The organism is Microbacterium sp. GbtcB4, from assembly GCF_019091465.1.
Lineage (GTDB): Bacteria > Actinomycetota > Actinomycetes > Actinomycetales > Microbacteriaceae > Microbacterium > Microbacterium paraoxydans.
Window position 1 is genome coordinate 1 of record NZ_JAGXJJ010000009.1, and the last position, 15,338, is coordinate 15,338.

Annotated in this window: 21 protein-coding genes; 19 read left to right on the top strand and 2 right to left on the bottom strand. The window is 68.0% G+C overall.

The annotated features are described in order from the left end of the window. From KVS71_RS14205 to KVS71_RS14290, 18 genes are all read left to right on the top strand, one after another. Positions 1-197 (top strand): hypothetical protein (locus KVS71_RS14205; RefSeq protein ID WP_217584853.1); only part of this gene is annotated, 197 nt, incomplete at its 5' end. A gap of 99 nt (positions 198-296) precedes the next feature. Further along, positions 297-455: a hypothetical protein gene (locus KVS71_RS14210; protein ID WP_217584854.1), complete on the top strand. Its 159-nt coding sequence runs from the start codon at positions 297-299 to the stop codon at positions 453-455. Next, entirely contained in the window at positions 452-781 is a 330-nt protein-coding gene (locus KVS71_RS14215; RefSeq protein WP_217584855.1) for a hypothetical protein, read from the top strand. Before KVS71_RS14210 ends, KVS71_RS14215 begins: the two co-directional genes overlap by 4 nt. Positions 782-1,015: 234 nt before the next feature. Further along, positions 1,016-2,635, top strand: coding sequence for a hypothetical protein (locus KVS71_RS14220; RefSeq protein WP_217584856.1), 1,620 nt, complete (start codon positions 1,016-1,018; stop codon positions 2,633-2,635). A gap of 10 nt (positions 2,636-2,645) precedes the next feature. After that, positions 2,646-2,840: a hypothetical protein gene (locus tag KVS71_RS14225; RefSeq protein ID WP_217584857.1), complete on the top strand. Its 195-nt coding sequence runs from the start codon at positions 2,646-2,648 to the stop codon at positions 2,838-2,840. Positions 2,841-2,877: 37 nt separating this feature from the next. Continuing rightward, on the top strand, positions 2,878-3,945 hold the full coding sequence (locus KVS71_RS14230; protein WP_217584858.1) for a phage portal protein: 1,068 nt from the start codon (positions 2,878-2,880) through the stop codon (positions 3,943-3,945). 3 nt (positions 3,946-3,948) lie between these two features. Further along, positions 3,949-5,664: a hypothetical protein gene (locus KVS71_RS14235; protein WP_217584859.1), complete on the top strand. Its 1,716-nt coding sequence runs from the start codon at positions 3,949-3,951 to the stop codon at positions 5,662-5,664. A 19-nt stretch (positions 5,665-5,683) separates the two neighbouring features. Next, positions 5,684-6,097, top strand: coding sequence for a hypothetical protein (locus tag KVS71_RS14240; protein WP_217584860.1), 414 nt, complete (start codon positions 5,684-5,686; stop codon positions 6,095-6,097). Next, on the top strand, positions 6,087-6,509 hold the full coding sequence (locus tag KVS71_RS14245) for a hypothetical protein (RefSeq protein WP_217584861.1): 423 nt from the start codon (positions 6,087-6,089) through the stop codon (positions 6,507-6,509). The genes KVS71_RS14240 and KVS71_RS14245 overlap by 11 nt, the downstream gene beginning before the upstream one ends. A gap of 12 nt (positions 6,510-6,521) precedes the next feature. Then, positions 6,522-6,944: a hypothetical protein gene (locus KVS71_RS14250; RefSeq protein WP_217584862.1), complete on the top strand. Its 423-nt coding sequence runs from the start codon at positions 6,522-6,524 to the stop codon at positions 6,942-6,944. A gap of 4 nt (positions 6,945-6,948) precedes the next feature. Further along, positions 6,949-7,428 carry a hypothetical protein gene (locus KVS71_RS14255; RefSeq protein WP_217584863.1) on the top strand — a complete coding sequence of 160 codons (480 nt, stop codon included), beginning with the start codon at positions 6,949-6,951 and terminating at the stop codon, positions 7,426-7,428. Further along, a complete protein-coding gene (locus KVS71_RS14260; protein WP_217584864.1) occupies positions 7,425-8,693 on the top strand; it encodes a hypothetical protein in 1,269 nt (422 codons plus the stop codon). The genes KVS71_RS14255 and KVS71_RS14260 overlap by 4 nt, the downstream gene beginning before the upstream one ends. Position 8,694: 1 nt before the next feature. Then, the gene (locus KVS71_RS14265) at positions 8,695-9,060 is read left to right on the top strand and encodes a hypothetical protein (protein WP_217584865.1); all 366 of its coding nucleotides are present in this window, start codon (positions 8,695-8,697) and stop codon (positions 9,058-9,060) included. Then, positions 9,057-10,784: a hypothetical protein gene (locus KVS71_RS14270; RefSeq protein WP_217584866.1), complete on the top strand. Its 1,728-nt coding sequence runs from the start codon at positions 9,057-9,059 to the stop codon at positions 10,782-10,784. Before KVS71_RS14265 ends, KVS71_RS14270 begins: the two co-directional genes overlap by 4 nt. Positions 10,785-10,792: 8 nt before the next feature. Continuing rightward, positions 10,793-11,575 (top strand): hypothetical protein, encoded by a 783-nt coding sequence (locus KVS71_RS14275; RefSeq protein WP_217584867.1) that lies wholly within the window; start codon positions 10,793-10,795, stop codon positions 11,573-11,575. Beyond that, positions 11,575-12,267, top strand: a complete 693-nt coding sequence (locus KVS71_RS14280) for a hypothetical protein (RefSeq protein ID WP_217584868.1) — start codon at positions 11,575-11,577, stop codon at positions 12,265-12,267. Before KVS71_RS14275 ends, KVS71_RS14280 begins: the two co-directional genes overlap by 1 nt. Beyond that, the gene (locus KVS71_RS14285; protein WP_217584869.1) at positions 12,264-12,548 is read left to right on the top strand and encodes a hypothetical protein; all 285 of its coding nucleotides are present in this window, start codon (positions 12,264-12,266) and stop codon (positions 12,546-12,548) included. Before KVS71_RS14280 ends, KVS71_RS14285 begins: the two co-directional genes overlap by 4 nt. A gap of 13 nt (positions 12,549-12,561) precedes the next feature. Beyond that, entirely contained in the window at positions 12,562-12,867 is a 306-nt protein-coding gene (locus KVS71_RS14290; protein ID WP_217584870.1) for a hypothetical protein, read from the top strand. Positions 12,868-13,084: 217 nt separating this feature from the next. On the opposite strand, the gene KVS71_RS14295 is transcribed toward KVS71_RS14290, so the two are convergent. Both KVS71_RS14295 and KVS71_RS14300 read right to left on the bottom strand, forming a co-directional pair. After that, the gene (locus tag KVS71_RS14295) at positions 13,085-13,963 is read right to left on the bottom strand and encodes a tyrosine-type recombinase/integrase (protein ID WP_217584871.1); all 879 of its coding nucleotides are present in this window, start codon (positions 13,961-13,963) and stop codon (positions 13,085-13,087) included. A gap of 140 nt (positions 13,964-14,103) precedes the next feature. Beyond that, the gene (locus KVS71_RS14300; RefSeq protein ID WP_217584872.1) at positions 14,104-14,265 is read right to left on the bottom strand and encodes a hypothetical protein; all 162 of its coding nucleotides are present in this window, start codon (positions 14,263-14,265) and stop codon (positions 14,104-14,106) included. Between the two features lie 127 nt (positions 14,266-14,392). Here KVS71_RS14300 and KVS71_RS14305 point away from each other — a divergent pair, with 127 nt between their 5' ends. Continuing rightward, a complete protein-coding gene (locus tag KVS71_RS14305) occupies positions 14,393-15,280 on the top strand; it encodes a TIGR01777 family oxidoreductase (RefSeq protein WP_217584873.1) in 888 nt (295 codons plus the stop codon). The last annotated feature ends 58 nt before the right edge of the window (positions 15,281-15,338 follow it).

Genomic DNA, 15,338 nt, shown 5'->3' on the forward strand with positions numbered 1-15,338 from the left:
CCGCACGGGACGCCGCACGGGCAGCCGCACGGGCCGCCGCACGGGACGCCGCAGGGGCCGCCGCAGGGGCCGCCGCAGGGGCCGCCGCAGGGGCCGCCGCACGGGCCGCCGCACGGGAGTTCCTGGCACCCACCGTCGCGACCCTCCAGGCGGATGCAATTCGACTGCTCGCCGAGCAGATGATCGATGTCGCCTGACCTACTCGACCTGCTCGAGCAAGACGAACTGGACGCCGTGGACTGGTCACCCGGTGCACGCGTCCGGTTCGTCCTCTCGGAACAACTGGAGGATGCCGCATGACCGGTCTCGCTTGCCTCTTCGGGATGCACGCACCGCAGCTCGTGAGCATCGTCGAGCACCGCGGCGGGCGCATGGTTGTGGTCGGCATCACCCGGTGCGGGCGGTGCGGCATCCGGATCGCCGAGGAAGTACGACCGCTCGAGGACAAGACGTGACAGGCAAGCACCGCGACCCCGAGTACCTGCGCAACGCGCGCATCGTGCGGGCTCGGGTCCGGGCGTGCTGGCGCAACGGCACCGAGGTCAGGTGCTGGCGCACGGGTGCTGTGCTCGAGCCGGGGATGCCGTTCGACGTGGGACACATCGAGTGGGACGGCGGCAACGCGATCTCGAACCTCGCACCCGAGACCGTGAAGAGCAACCGCTCCGAGGGTGGACGGCGTGGCGCCGCGATCACCAACGGTCGGGCGGCTCGGGCGCTGCCGGTCATCGCGCCTCGGCGGTCGGGAAAGACATCGACCGAGGGGCTCGCGCCGTGGTGAGCCGGTCTTTTTTTGAGCCGCCGTGCAACCCCCGCCTTCGGCTCCAAGAGCAAAATCCCCCCCTGAACTGGAGAAAAGCATGACTCGACCGCCCACTCTCGGCTCCGGCGCGACCTACCTGCCGCCCGGTGCGGTGATCGTCCACTTCGGTTCGCCAGCCGGGACCAACTATCGGCCGGCGTGCTCGGTGTGCGGTTCGCGCGAGCACACGTCATGCGATCGAGGTGGGGAGCGGTGAGCGCGACGCCGACGCTGGCTGATCTGTGGTCGGAGGCGAACTGGTTGGAGTGGCGGTCGCGGATCGAGCACCTCGCGCCGATACGTCTCGACGCGCTCGTGACGACGGAGCAGTCGCGTGGCGAGTTCATCCAGGGTGCGCACCTGCTCCGCCTCGATCACCGCCAGCGCGCGGGCGACATGGGGCGCGGGCCGTCGCCGATGCAGCTCATGGTCGCGGACCTCCTCGCCGCGGGGAACTTCATGAACGTGGTGTTCGAGCCGCGCCGGTCGACGAAGACGACGGCGGTGCAGGCGGTGATGCTCGGGCGGTGCTGGTCACGCGACGACTACACCATCGGGTGGACGATGTTCACGACCGGCTTCAAGGCGGGGCAGCGGTTCCGCGAGGACATCGTGAAGCACCTCGACAAGCTCTGGCCGGACCGCCGGAAGAGCCCGGTGGCGATCGGTCTGTCCAAGGGTGGCGAGCAGCTCCAGTTCCGCGACACCGGATCTCTGCTCCTGGTCGGTACGCCCAACGGTGACATGTTCCGCTCGGGCGGTTTCGACATGGCCTTCGGAGACGAGGCCGGTGAGGCGGACATCGAGCAGGGCGAGGACGTGAACCGCGCCGTGATCCCGACGATGGACACGAAGCCGGGTGCGCAGTTCGTGTTGGCTGGCACGGGGCAGAAGTGGCGGACGGGGCAGCTCCTCTGGGAGAACCTCCATGACGAGGACGCATCGGTGCTGTGGCACGGCATCCCCGAGACCGTCGACCGCGCTGAGCTGGTGTCGTGGGAGCCGGACCTCCCGCACCCGCGCACGGGCGCGACGGGCGGGCGGATGCGCGAGTGGATCGAGTTGACGCACCCGGGCCTCGGCTTCACGACGCTGACCGACGCGCCGCAGCGGTCCTTCAACAAGTTCCCGCTGGAGGACTTCCTCCTGGAGTACGGCGGTCAGTTCGGGACCGAGGGCGCCGCGGACGTGGCGCTCGCGCCGGCCCTCGTCGACCGCGCTCTCCGCAAGCTCCCGTTCCCGGAGGAGGCGCCCGAGCGTTTCTCGGCCGCGCTGAAGGTGAATCACCTGGGCTCGGCATCGTCCCTCGCGATTGCGTGGGAGTACACCGAGCCTGGGGACCTTGTGAGCGAGGCGCTGGAGATCGCGGGGGAGGCCGTGCCGAAGCGGAAGAAAGCCGTTGCTATGTGGTGGTGGCAGGAGGGGCACACCGGGGTGGAGCGGGAGGTGCTCGTGCGCTTGCGGCGTTCGCCCACGAAGCTGTTCTACGACGCGTACGGGTACACCGAGACTGTCGCGACAAAGCACCTCGCGAAGGCGAACCCGGCGCCGAGCCTCCAGGCAACGAAGCCGGGCGACATCCCGAGGTCGACCGCGAACTTCATAAAGGCGCTCGATGACGGCGACCTCGTGATCTTCCACCACCCGCAACTCGAAGCCGCTCTCCGGCGCGCCAAGCGCCAGAAGTTCGGCAACTACGGCACGTTCCGATTCGGCCCGCCGGATTCCGATCCCGAATTTGATGTGTCTCCGTTGGAGGCCGTGGCCCTCGCCCTGCACTTCCTCGACGACGCACCGACGACCGTCAAGCCCGAAGACGTATTCCAGTTCTAGGAGACGACCAGTGATCCGACTCGACTGCACCCAGATCAGTGTCGTCATCGTGTGCGAGACATGCGGCGTGTGGCATGCCTTCGCGTTCTCGAAGCTCGAAGGGTGGGAGCGCGCAGCCGCTCACGAGAAGCGTGCTCATCCGGGGGAGACCCAGGCGCAGGACGCGCTCTCGGAGCTTCGACGCAAGCTCCGACTCGCCGTGTGATTTTCATCTGTGGGATACCGGCCCGATCTTCGATCACATGGGCGTCTGGGAATTCCTCACCGGCGGACCGGCTGTCAAGGCTCAGCCGGTCCTCCCGCTGTCACCGTTCACGCCGCAGGACTCCCTCACTGAGATCACCGTCGCTCAGCTCTGGCCCGAGCACGACACCTCGAAGACACTGACCGATCAGACCGCGCTCCGCATCGGCCCGGTCAAGCGGTCCTACGAGATTGTCTGTGGTGTCCTCGCCCGGATGCCGTGGCGGCAGTACGACGGCGACACCGAGGTCACCGATCAGCCGCGGTGGCTCTTCACGTCCGACTCAGGCATCGGCCCGCGCAGCCTCCGCTACGGCGTCGTCGGTGACCTCTTCATGCACGGCTGGGCCGTCATCGGTTTCAAGCTCGGCGACGACGGATACCCGGTCGACGCGATCCACATCCCGAAGGGCTGGTGGAGCATGAACGCGCAGACTGGCCAGATCGATGTCGAGCCGTCCGTCAGCCCGCAGTATCGCCAGCGCATCGTCGCGATCCCGCTGGGCTACCAGTCGAACGGGATCATGAACGACGGCATCGAAGCGCTTCGCGATGCACGCGCGATCGGCGCCGCCTATCGCGACCGTATCGACAACCCCATCCCGCAGACCATCCTCACGGTCGAGGCTGAGCAGTGGAAGTCCTGGACGCCCGAGGAACGCGAGAAGTTCCGGCAGCTCTGGATCAAGGGCCGCGCGAGCGCGAACGGCGCCACCGCCATGAAGCCGAGCTTCGTCACCGTCGACATGCCCGGTGCACTCCCCACTGACCTCTTTGAGTCGGGTCGCAACGCGAACCGCCTCGACATCGCCAACCACGCCGGTATCCCCGCTGACCTCATCGAAGGTAGCAAGCAGTCTGGCGGCGGCGACATCCACTACTCGACCGAGGCGGGAGGCGCACAGCGCAATGAGCTCTGGGACTTCGGACTCGAAAAGTTCGCCGACGCGATCGCCGATCGACTCTCCCTCGATGACGTCTGCCCTCCAGGACTGTCGATCAGAGTCGACGCCTCCCACTACCTGACGACCCCCAACCCCACCACACCGCTCACGAGTGAGGACTGAGACATGGATGCAGTAATCATCGACGCCGGCACGCTGGCATTCAGCGAAGAGGACCTGACCGCCACCGGCCTCCTCGTCCCGTTCGGCGTCAAGTGCCGATCCAACCTCGGCGAGTTTGAGGTCGAGAGCGGCGTCTTCGCTCTCCCGGCCGACACCACCGGATCGCCGCTGAACATCGAGCACAAACGCGAGGACGTCGTCGGTGGGATCGCGAAGGCGTGGGAGCAGCCCGAGGGCGTCATGGGAACCTTCAAGTTCGCGAACACCGAAGAGGGCCGCGCAGCGTTCGCCGACGCGAAATCCGGCAAGCGGAAGAACCTCTCCGCGGAGGTTGCGAAGGTCACCATCCGCAACGGGAAAGCGACCGGCGGGCGCCTGTTCGGCGCCGCTCTCGTCGAGCGGCCGGCGTTCGCCGGTGCCACCCTCCTCGCCGCCGAAGACACTGACGCGGCAGTGCCGAGCGAGTACGACGCCCCCGAGCGTTCCAGCCGATCCCAGTACGTCACTGAGTTCACCGACGAGGACGGCGCGAAGTGGCGCCGCGTCGAGGAAAACGTGAGCACCACCACGGTCACGAAGGTGACCGACGAGACCAACGCCGCCCCGGCTGAGGAAGACACCGAAGAAGAGGAGTCCACCATGACCGCATCCGCAGTCGCAGAGACCGGGGCCAAGGTCCCCGACACGCTGCTCGCATCCGCCCCGGCGGGAGAAGAGGAGGTCGATCTCGGATCGGTCTTCGCGTCCATCGCCAAGATCAAGAACGGCATGGGCGACACGTCCGACGCCGAGACCCTGCTCGCGGCGCTCACCGACATCAAGTACAACGCCAACGGCGGACTCACCACCGCCGCGAGCGGGGTGCTGCAGCCCGCATGGGTTGGCAAGCTCTGGCAGGGTCGCCGGTACGCGCGGAAGTACATCGACCTGGCCACGCACCTCTTCGGCGGCATCCAGCTCGGCGGACGCTCCGGCTTCACCATCGATGCGAGCGGCGAGCTCGTTCAGGAGTGGTCGGGCAACAAGACCGAGATGCCGTCCGGCGGAGCGACCACCGCGACCCAGAAGTCGGTTCTCCGCAAGTACGGCTGGGCGGCTGACATCGCCCGTGAGTGGTTCGACCTCGAAGGCGGCGCAGACGTCATCGAGGCATTCCTGCAGCTCGTCGTCGACTCGTACGCCCGCGTCACCGACCGCCGCGCGCTCACCGACATCATCGCCGCCGCGGCCGGCACCGACAACTCGCGACTCGTCGCACCGGGCACCTACCCTGCGGTCGCGGGCCACGACTACCCCATCGCGATGGGCATGCTCATCGACGCGATCGAGGGCGTCAACGACAACGAGGACGAGCCCGCCTTCGCCGTCGTCAACCCGGTCGCGTGGCGTCAGCTGCTCTTCACGCCGAAGGACCTCGTTCCCGAGTACGTGCAGTTCTCCGTGCGCGCCGGTACCGGCGAAGGCCAGGCAGACGGCAAGGTGATCGTGAAGAAGGCGCCGGCGACCTACTTCACCGGCCTCGACCCCGCCGAGCCCGCCGTCGCCGCCGGCGCCAAGGGGGCGATCGAATTCCGCGAGCAGGGCACCACGCCTATCCAGGTCGACGCACTCGACATCGCCCGAGGCGGCGTCGACAAGGCCGTGCTCGGCTACCTGGAGACGTTCGTCGTTCGAGAGGAATCGCTCATCCTCCTCGGCACCGACGACCCCGCCGCCTGAGAGACGCGGGAGCGTAGACATGACCGCTTGGTACAGCACCTCCGACGAAGGACGCCTCCTTGGCGCATGGGCCGACGCGCCGATCGAGGACTCGGAGACGTGTGGCTTCCTGCTGGAGACCTCACGCATCCAGGTGCTGGCTTACGCTCCCGAGCCCGCCACGCTCGGCTCGGCGATCGAGGACGCGCTCGCACGCTTCGGAGTCTCCCAGCACCTCGACGCCGTGCTCGCGGTCCTCGACGCCGAGCCGACCGACCCGCCCTTCAACTACGTCTACGCGCAGCTCCGGCAGGCGCAGAACCTCTGGAACGCGGGCCGGGTGTCCGGCGGCGGAGACGTCGGTGATGGGCAGTTCAGCTACACTCCGCGCCCTCTCGACAAGACCATCCGCGGCATCATCCGCCCGGAGGACGGGAAGCCCGATGTCTACTGACACCGACACGCCCACCGTCCGCGAGTACGTGTTCGGCGTACTTAAGCCGCTCGTGCCCGCTGACTGGAAGGCCGAGGACGGCATCCCCGACAAGATGCACGCCCTTTCTCGGCCCCTCATGTGGCTGGAGTACACGGGCTTCGAGCCCTTCCCGGAGGCCCCGCTCTCGAAGATCGCCGCGACGGTCGACGTCTGCATCGCGACCAACCGCATGGACGTGCGCAAGGCCGAAGCGGACGCGGACGAGTCGGTGGCTGAGCTCTACGAAGCCGCGCTCTCCTCGACCAGCTTCTACCGCATCAGCGCCTCCAAGGCGGTGTTCTGGGACGCCTACTTCGGGTGGCGGCTGAGTATCACCGTCATCACGACCAACCCCGTTACCGCCCCGCCGGCACCAGCCGACCCAAGCTAGGAGCACACACTCATGCCTCAGATCGAAGTCCAGCCCATCGTCCTCCGCGACGTGCTCCTGCGCATCGCGGAGTCCGACTACGAGAAGCACGTCTCCGGCGTCACGCTCACCCCCACGACGGGCAACGTCACCTGGAACGGGCTGACCCCCGACGCCACCTACAACTTCCCGACCGCCACGACCTGGGGTGCGCAGCTCGACTACGCCCAGGACTGGGAGACCCCGGACTCCCTCTCGATGTACCTGTACGAGCACGAGGGCGAGAAGGTCACCATGCTCTTCGAGGTCGTCCGCGGCGGCCTCGGATGGGAGGCCGACATCTTCATCGCCCCCGGCTCCATCGGCGGGCAGGTCAACGCGGTCGCCACTTCGTCCGTTACCCACGGCGTCCAGGGCCGCCCGCGGCCGGTGCCCGTGGCAGCGCCAGGCGCATAAGCGAGTGGTGGCCATGCAGCTCGACGTGCGGCGCAGCCCCACGCTCACCGCGCTCGTCCAGGTCATGGCCACCATCCCGCGCGAGGTCGCGAAGGAAGCCCGCGCGCAGACAAAGCGCGTCATCGTCCCGGAGTGGAAAAAGCTCCTGGCCGAGAAGTCGCCCGGGGAGGCGATCTTCCACAAGCGCCTGGTGGCTCCCGCCACCGTCTACGTCTCCGATCGCGGCGCCAAGCTCATCGCCGGAGCCAACGGCAAGTTCCCTCGCGAGACCGAGTTCGGCGCCTACCGCGAGGACTACGCCACCTATCAGACACGCCGCGGATCGGTCACCCGGCGCACGCAGCGCCAGTTCTGGCACTACGTCAAGACCGGGCGCGTCGTCTATCCCGCGCTCCGGGAGTTCATCCCGCGGGCCTGGTCCCTCTACGCGCAGACCGCCTACCGGACGGTCGCCGAGACCATCGAGAAAGCCACAGGATCATGAGCAAACGATTCGAGATCGACATCGGCCTCAACGCCTCCGGCGTCGCGAAAGGCGCGAAGGACGGCGAGAAGGCCCTCGCCGACCTGGAGGCCGCCGTCGAGGGCGTCGGCGACGAATCGGCACGGTCCACCCGCCCGGTCGACAGCTTCGCCGCCAAGCTCGTCGAGGCATCCCGCAAGGCGGGGAAGTCCGACGACGACATCAAGGACGCCCTCCGCGCGATGGGGCTCTCCGCGAAGCAAGCGGAGCGCGCCGTCGAGGGCATCGGCGACGAGTTCCGCGACGCCGGTCGCGACGGCGAGCGGGCTCTCGACGGGATCGAGGACTCCCTCCAGGACGTGCAGCGGCGCTCCAAGGACGCGTTCGACGACATCGGCGACTCCAGCGCCCGCGGCTTCGAGAAGGCCGAGGAGGGCGTCAAAGGCCTCAAGGACGAGGCGATGCAGTCCGCCCGCGAGACCGCGGCGAGCTTCGACGGCTCCTTCGAGTCCATCGCCGAGCTTGGCCAGGAGGTCGCCGCCAACGCCTTCGCGGACTTCGGGCCCGCAGGTGCCGCCGCCGGTCTAGCCGTCGCGGCAGCCGCGGGCGTCATGGTCAACCACTTCAACGAGGTGCAGGAGTCCGCGGACGAGGCCCGCGAATCTGCGTTCGGTCTCGCCTATGACGTGGCTGGGGCGCTTTCCGCGGCGGGCTACACCCAGCGGATCAGCGAGTGGACGAGCGAGACCGAGAAGTACAAGCAGGTGACGGACCTCGCGAATGTCTCGGGCTGGGATCAGGTCGACGTGATCGACGCCCTCGCCTCGGGTGGGCCGAAGCTTGACCGTCTAACCGAAGCGTTTGCCGCGAACGGAATGACGACCTCCGTCACGAGCGGTCGGGTGCGCGAGCTGGAGGCCGTCCTCAAGGCCACGGAGGAGGGGTACATCAGCGGCGCTGACGCCGCCAGTCTCGCCGAGCGCACCGCGTACCAGTACGCGATGACCGTGGGAGTCGCAACGGGGGAGACCGACGCGCTCGGCAATGCGATCTACCGCCTCCCCGACGAAACCGAAGTGGCCGTCAACGCGAAGACGAAGCGGGCCACCGAGGACATCCAGCGAGTCGAGGACAAGGCGGGCAGCATCAAGTCCGGCACGGTCAAGGTCAATGCCGACACGTCCTCGGCGGAGCGCAGGATCAACGCGCTTACCGCTCGCCGTCGCACCATCACGGTCGACGTGGTGCGCGGCGGTGTCGCGGCTGGCTTGGCGAAATGGGACTGACATGACGACGATCACGCACACGGCCGGGACCATCACCCCCGAGCTCATCGACGGCTACCAGGCGAGCCGTACGACACGCTCGATTGTCCACGACATCCTCAACCGGCCGAACCCCGACATCACCTTCCGTCCCGCTGGTCTCCGCCGCGGCGAGTTCCGCTGTCTGTTCATGGATCAGGCCGACGCTCTCTCCGCCTATGCCGCGCTGTCCGTGCCGCAGGTGCTGTCCATCAGCGACGCCGACGTGCCGGCTATCGACATGTCCTTCGTCATCGGTCCCGAGGGCGAGCAGCTCGACATCGAACTGGACGACGACACGCGCTCCGCATGGTGGATCGTGGTGCCCTTCGTGGAGGTCATCCCGTGAGCACCACCCAACCGATCTACGCGGCGCGCATCCTCGGGACTCCAGCAGACATCGAGGTATCGATGTCCGACGACACGGGCCGCATCGTGTTCGACTCCGGGAGCGCACCACACGTCGAGGGCACCGTGCAGCTCGCTGTCGAGGACGCGGCGCTGTTCGAGGACCTCGACCCTCGCGACAACCACCGTCTCGCGGTGGACGTGTGGGCGGACTCGGAGTGGACCGAGACGCCAGAGGGTCCGGTGCAGGTGCCGACAGGGACGCCGCGCACCTTCGACCTCGGCATCCGTCGCGCGTCACCCTCCCGCGCGGATTCCCGGGTGAATCTCACGCTGGCCTCCGACGAGGCGCTCCTCGGCGATCACCGCCCTGTCGCCGGGATCGACATGATGAGTTACGCGTCCGACATCAAGGCTCTCTGTCAGGCGGTCATCGCTGCAGCTATCGGCGCGGCGGTCGCGATCAGCGGGCCTACCGGGTCTGTCTACCCGCTGTGGGACGTCACTAACCTGATCCCGTTCCCGACCGGGCACTCTGGGACAAGCGGGTGGGTCACCTCCACCGGAGCATCGAACCTTACCGCCGTCGCACCCCCGGTGACGGCACCGGTCGGCTCGTCCGTCGTACGTTGGCGCGCGAACGCGGGAACGAGCATCGTGCAGGCCGGGGGATGGAACGGCGTCGATACGACGAAGGTGTGCGCGGTCACTCCCGGCAAGCAGTACACCGCTTCGATCTACCTACTGTCCTCCACCGCGCGGAATGCGACGATTCGCCTGGCGTTCCGCGACGAGAACGGCAAGAGCCTTCCTGGCGCCGTCACTTCCTCCGCACCGACTATGACTTCCACCACGGTGTGGACCCGCCTCAAGGTCACGGCGATCCCTCCGAAGCTCGCCCGGTACGCGTACATCATCGTGGACACCGCCGGGAACACCGAGGGGCAGCTCCACTACGGAAGTGTCGTGATGCTCACGGAGGGGCCGTTCCTGCCGGAGCCCTTCACCGGCGGGTCGGCGAACACGGCCGACTACACATACGAGTGGGCGGAGACACCGCAAGCGTCCGCGTCGATCCGCACCCCTGTGCGGGACGCTCCCGACAGGGATGCGCTCTACTGGTCGGCGGGTATGTCGGCGCTGGACTTCCTCGCCCCGCTGGTGCAGGCCCTCGGGTTGCGCCTCGTGTGCAACGAGGCGCGTGCGTGGTCCCTCCGCAACGCTGAGTACCGCGCATCGGGGAGCATCACCTTCCGCGACGGCGTGAACATCATCGCCGCGAGTGAGGAGCTCTCCCGAGACTCCGACGACTGGTTCCAGGGCGCCGTGTTCCGCTACTCGTGGGATGACCGCGACGGCATCGCGCAGACCCGCGATGACACCTACGTCATGCCTGGCATCACAAACCCGAAGGTCGTGCTCCGCGAGATCAACGCCCCCTACCCGGGTCCCGGGCGCGCCCAGTACGCCGTGCAACGGGCGCAGGGACGCGGGCGGACGGTCACCGCGGAGAAGGTTGCACGGTGGACGGAGGCGGCGGAGCAGCCGCTCAGCGCGATCCTCGAAGGCACTCCCATCCAGCTCGGTACCGCGGAGCGGGTCGAGTTCGACCTCGGGAAGAACCGGGTCACCGTGACTTCCCGCACTACCGACACCCCCGCCGGAGCGATCGTGTTGCTCCCCGGCACCATCAACGCCCTCCCGGGCACCATCAACAACCTGTAGGAGACGACATGGCTACCGGTGACGACGCCGCAGCAGCGGGCATGGACATCCTCACTGGGAACGAGCTGGCCAACACCCTCGCAACCGAGGAGAACAAGACACGGGACTACATCGCCCAGCGCACGAATGCCGTGACCCCGGTCGCGAAGGGTGGCACTGGCGCGGAAACCGCCGCCTCGGCGCGCTCGAACCTCGGGATCGTGCTCACCACCACCGCCGGCAGCTCGCCCGGCGGGAAGGTGCCCGTCTACACCACTGGTGGCCAGCTCGCCACGCAGACCCCCAGCTCCGCAGGCCACGCCGCGAACAAAGAGTATGTCGACGACAAGGTCGCGGCATCCGTTCCCAGCACGAACAGGAACTGGGAGTTCGGGCGCGACGTGATCGTGCAGGGCAACATCTACGCCGCAGGCGCGACCCCGGCGACCTCCGGATATGCCGTCGCCTACATCAACGGCGACGGTCGCCTCTCTCGTAACGCTTCGTCCGAGCGGTACAAGAAGTTCGTCAGTGAGATTGACCCGGCCTCTCTCGGCGACATCTGGCCGGCGCTCAGCCGCTACCAGATGCGTCACGGCGACGGCTCGTGGAAGTACGGGTACATCGCCGAACGGCTCGACGAGTCCGAAGACCTCCGCCCGTTCGTCGTCTACACCACCGTCGGCGACGAGGGCGAGCCGATCCCGGACAGCATCGACTTCATCGCGCTCCTCATGGCACAGAACGCGCAGCTCCACCAGGCCGTGGACCTGCTCGCACAGCGGATCACCGCACTCGAGGAGGCGGGGTGATGGGCGGCCTCGTCATCGAGACAGTCCGCCCCGGCGTCGAGTTCACACCCGAGGCCGCGGCGGCGTTCCGTCGGGCGGAGGCTAAGGTGCGTGCCGAGCTTCACCGAGACATCGACGTCAACTCGACGTACCGAAAGCGCAGCACGCAGCTTCGGATGTACAACGCCTGGCAGGCGTACATCGCCGGCCGCGGGCCCTATCCCGGACACTCCAAAGCACTGCACCCGGACGACCCGCTCGCCTTCCACACGAAGGGCACCGCGCTCGACTCCGACGACTGGGTGAACGCCCGCGTCGTCGCGATCCTCGCCGACAACGGCTTCATCCGAAACCGGCTCTACGTCCCCAACGAGAACCACCACTTCGAGTACATCCGTGCTCGCGACAAGAACCACGGCAAACCGATCGTCACGGCGCTGACGCCTGAGAAGCAAGGAGACATCACCATGCGCGTCATCTACAACACCCAGAACAAGGACGAGAGCAGCCGCCGCGCCGTCGTCGGCGAGCTCACGTTCCACGTCCAGGGCGCCTCTGCATCCGCAAAGGAGCGCACCCTGTGGGGCGACGTCGAGAACGTCAACAACGCCGGCTGGAAGTCCGCCCTCGACATGGTGAACACCCGTCGCGCGATGAACGGGCTCAAGCCGCTCAAGGGCGTACGCGGCGAGTTCTCGACGCCAAAGGCGTGACAGTGCCTGGCGACGACACCGACCTTCGGATCAGCGTGGCTCGCATCGAGGGCATGCTGACGGCGACGCTCGCCCGCCACGACCAGCGGCTAGACCAGCACGAGGGCACCCTCAACCAGCACGAGGCGCGGCTCAACGACAAGGGCAAGACCCTCGCCCGGCACGACGAGCGCCTCAACGACCTCGAAGAGGACAGCGCCGCGACGTGGGGCCGCATCACCGGCGTCCTCGCGCTCCTGCTCAGTGCTGGCGGCATCCTCTGGAGCATCATCACCCCCTGAAAAAGGAAAGACCATGACCGACATCACCCCCCGATCCCGGCGTGCAGCACTCATCGCCGACGCCACGACCGTGACCAGCACAGAGGACACCGCGTCGCCCGTGGAGGAGTACCGCCCGGCCGTGACGCCCCGCGTCCGGGATGCCGTCTACTGGACCACCCTCGCGACCGCGGCCGCGTCTGCCCTCGCCTCCGGCATCGCGGGCATCTGGCTCCCGGACATCGCACCGCAGGTGCTCGCGACCGGCGGCGTCGTCACGACCGTCATGGGCATCATCGGCGGCGGCGTCGGCGTCGTCTACCGACCCGGTGCGCGCTGAGCGTCCCGGGAAGCCAGCAGGACGCGCAGACCGCTAAGCACAAGCGCGGCGGCCAGAACTGGGGCCAGGGCTCCGGCTGCGATCCCAAACTCTGCCGTTGCAGCCGGAGCGACGCTTCCAGCGCTGGCCGCCGCAGCGAGTGCGCCCAGAACCAGAGTGATGAGCGCGAGGACTCCGGTAATGATCCACGCTGCTAGCTCGACGATCGTTGGCTTGCTCATGCCGCGATCTTAGCGGCACCCCTCCCGGACCGTGCGGGCACCTCGCGCGGCGTGAGCGTGCGAATGCCGTCATGCTTCCGACGCTCGCTGACCGCGGTGTAAATCTGCGTCGTCGACAGGTGCTCATGCACAAGCAACTCCTGGACGACGCGGATGTCGACGCCCTGCTCCACGAGGTCGGTTCCGAAGGCGTGGCGGAGCGAGTGCGGCGTGAGCTTCGGGTCTGTGATCCCGGCGCGTACCTTCGCCTTCGTGATGAGGTCGGTTACCGACGATGCCCGGATGTGGCCGCCCTGCCCGCCGCGAGCCGGGAACCAGTAGCCGTCGCGTGGCATCGTGAGCGCGAGGTCGGCGATGACGTCGTGGAGCGGGAGGCGGCGCTCCTTGCCGCCCTTGACCAGCGTGGCGATGGTTCGGCCGTCGAGGTCGATGTCGTGGCCGTGGACGCGGGCGATGGACGAGACCCGGAAGCCCTGGTAGTAGCCCAGGAGGATCATCGCCCGCGTCTTCGCGTACGCGCCCGAGGTGAGCATCGCGTCGATCTGCTCGGGCGTGAACGGGCGGGGCTGGCCCTTCGGGACGCGCACCACGGGCAGCTTCGCCGCGGGGTTGTCATCGCGCAGGCCCTCGTCCTGCAGGAACGTGTAGAACGCGATCAGCGCGCCGCGCTCGGTGCGGCGCGTGCCGGCGCTCACGGCGTCGTCGCGACCGATGTAACGGCGCAGGGTGAACACGTCACACTCGACGAGCGTCCCGGTGCGCCGTGCGAAGGTGGTCAGGATGCTCCTACGGTTGCGGATCGTCGTCACGGCGAGGTTCTGCGCGCGCTGGTAATCGATGAACATCTCAAGAGCGGTGATGTCCTGGAAGTGCATGTGTCTCTCCTCGGGTTAGAAGGCCCCCTCCAGAGCCTGTGAAATGACCGTACGGAGCGTCTCGAAACGCCCGCGACGACCGACGCGCCCAGGAATCACGGCGATTCGCTGAGCGCGTCGTTCACAGGAGCCGACGGCGGCTACGGTGTATCGACCTCGATGGACTGCTCGTCGACGTGGTTCTGGAGCGACACGATGCGGCGCTTCAAGATCGAGAGGCGCACGGACTGCATGTTGTCCCGATCCATCGCGACCTCCATCATCTGACTAAGGGCGGCGGTGACAACCGCGGCGTTCACCATGCGAGTCACGATGCTTCCCGCCCCGCGAAGAGGTTTACGATGGGTGCCAAGTGTGGGGACTCCACCGTGGATGTCGTCGGTTCGATCCCGGCAGGGCCCACCCGTAACGTTTGCAGCGGGGAGCGCAATGACGCGACGCATCGTCATCAGCGGGGCATCAGGCCTCATCGGTTCTGCTCTCGCCGCCTCCCTGCGGGCGGACGGCATCGAGGTGAGCACCCTCGTGCGACGTCCCCCGCAGGCGGAGGGCGAGATCGAGTGGGCTCCGGGGGAGGCGTCCCTGGATCCCGACGTACTCGCCGGGGCGGAGGCCGTCGTCGCCCTCGGGGGTGCGAGCGTCGGCCGGCTGCCGTGGACGCGTGGGTACCGTCGCCAGCTCGTCGAATCGCGGCTCGACGCGACGAACACGCTCACCACCGCTCTGCGCGCCCTGCGCACCGACGCGCCCGCCTTCCTCTCCGCCTCCGCCGTGGGCTACTACGGGTCGGCGCCCGGCGAGGTGCTCACCGAGCACTCCGGCCCCGGGAGCACCTTCCTCGCCGACCTCACGGTGCGCTGGGAGACCGCGGCGCGGCGGGCCGAGGACCACACGCGGGTCGCCCTGCTGCGGACGGCACCCGTCATCCACCGCCGGGGTGTGCTCCGGCCGATGATCACGCTGACGAAGCTCGGCGTCGCCGGCCCGCTGGGGCCGGGTACGCAGATCTGGCCGTGGATCTCCTTGGACGACGAGGTGCGCGGTATCCGCCATGTCCTCGATGAGAAGCTCGCGGGGCCGGTCAACCTCACCGGGCCCACCCGGGCGTCCGCGAACGACATCGGTCGCGCGCTCGCGCAGCGGATGCACCGGCCGTTCTGGGTGCCCGCCCCCCGGTGGGCCCTGCGCCTCGCTCTCGGCGACGCCGCCGAATCCTTGCTGCTCCCGGATGCCGATGTGCGGCCCGAGGCGCTGCAGCATTCCGGCTTCCGGTTCACCCATCGCACAGCAGCCGAAGCGGTCGCCGCCGCGATCTGACGAGCCCGCGATTCTCCCGGCGACACCCCTGCCGTCGCGGCGCTCGCGCTGTCAGGAT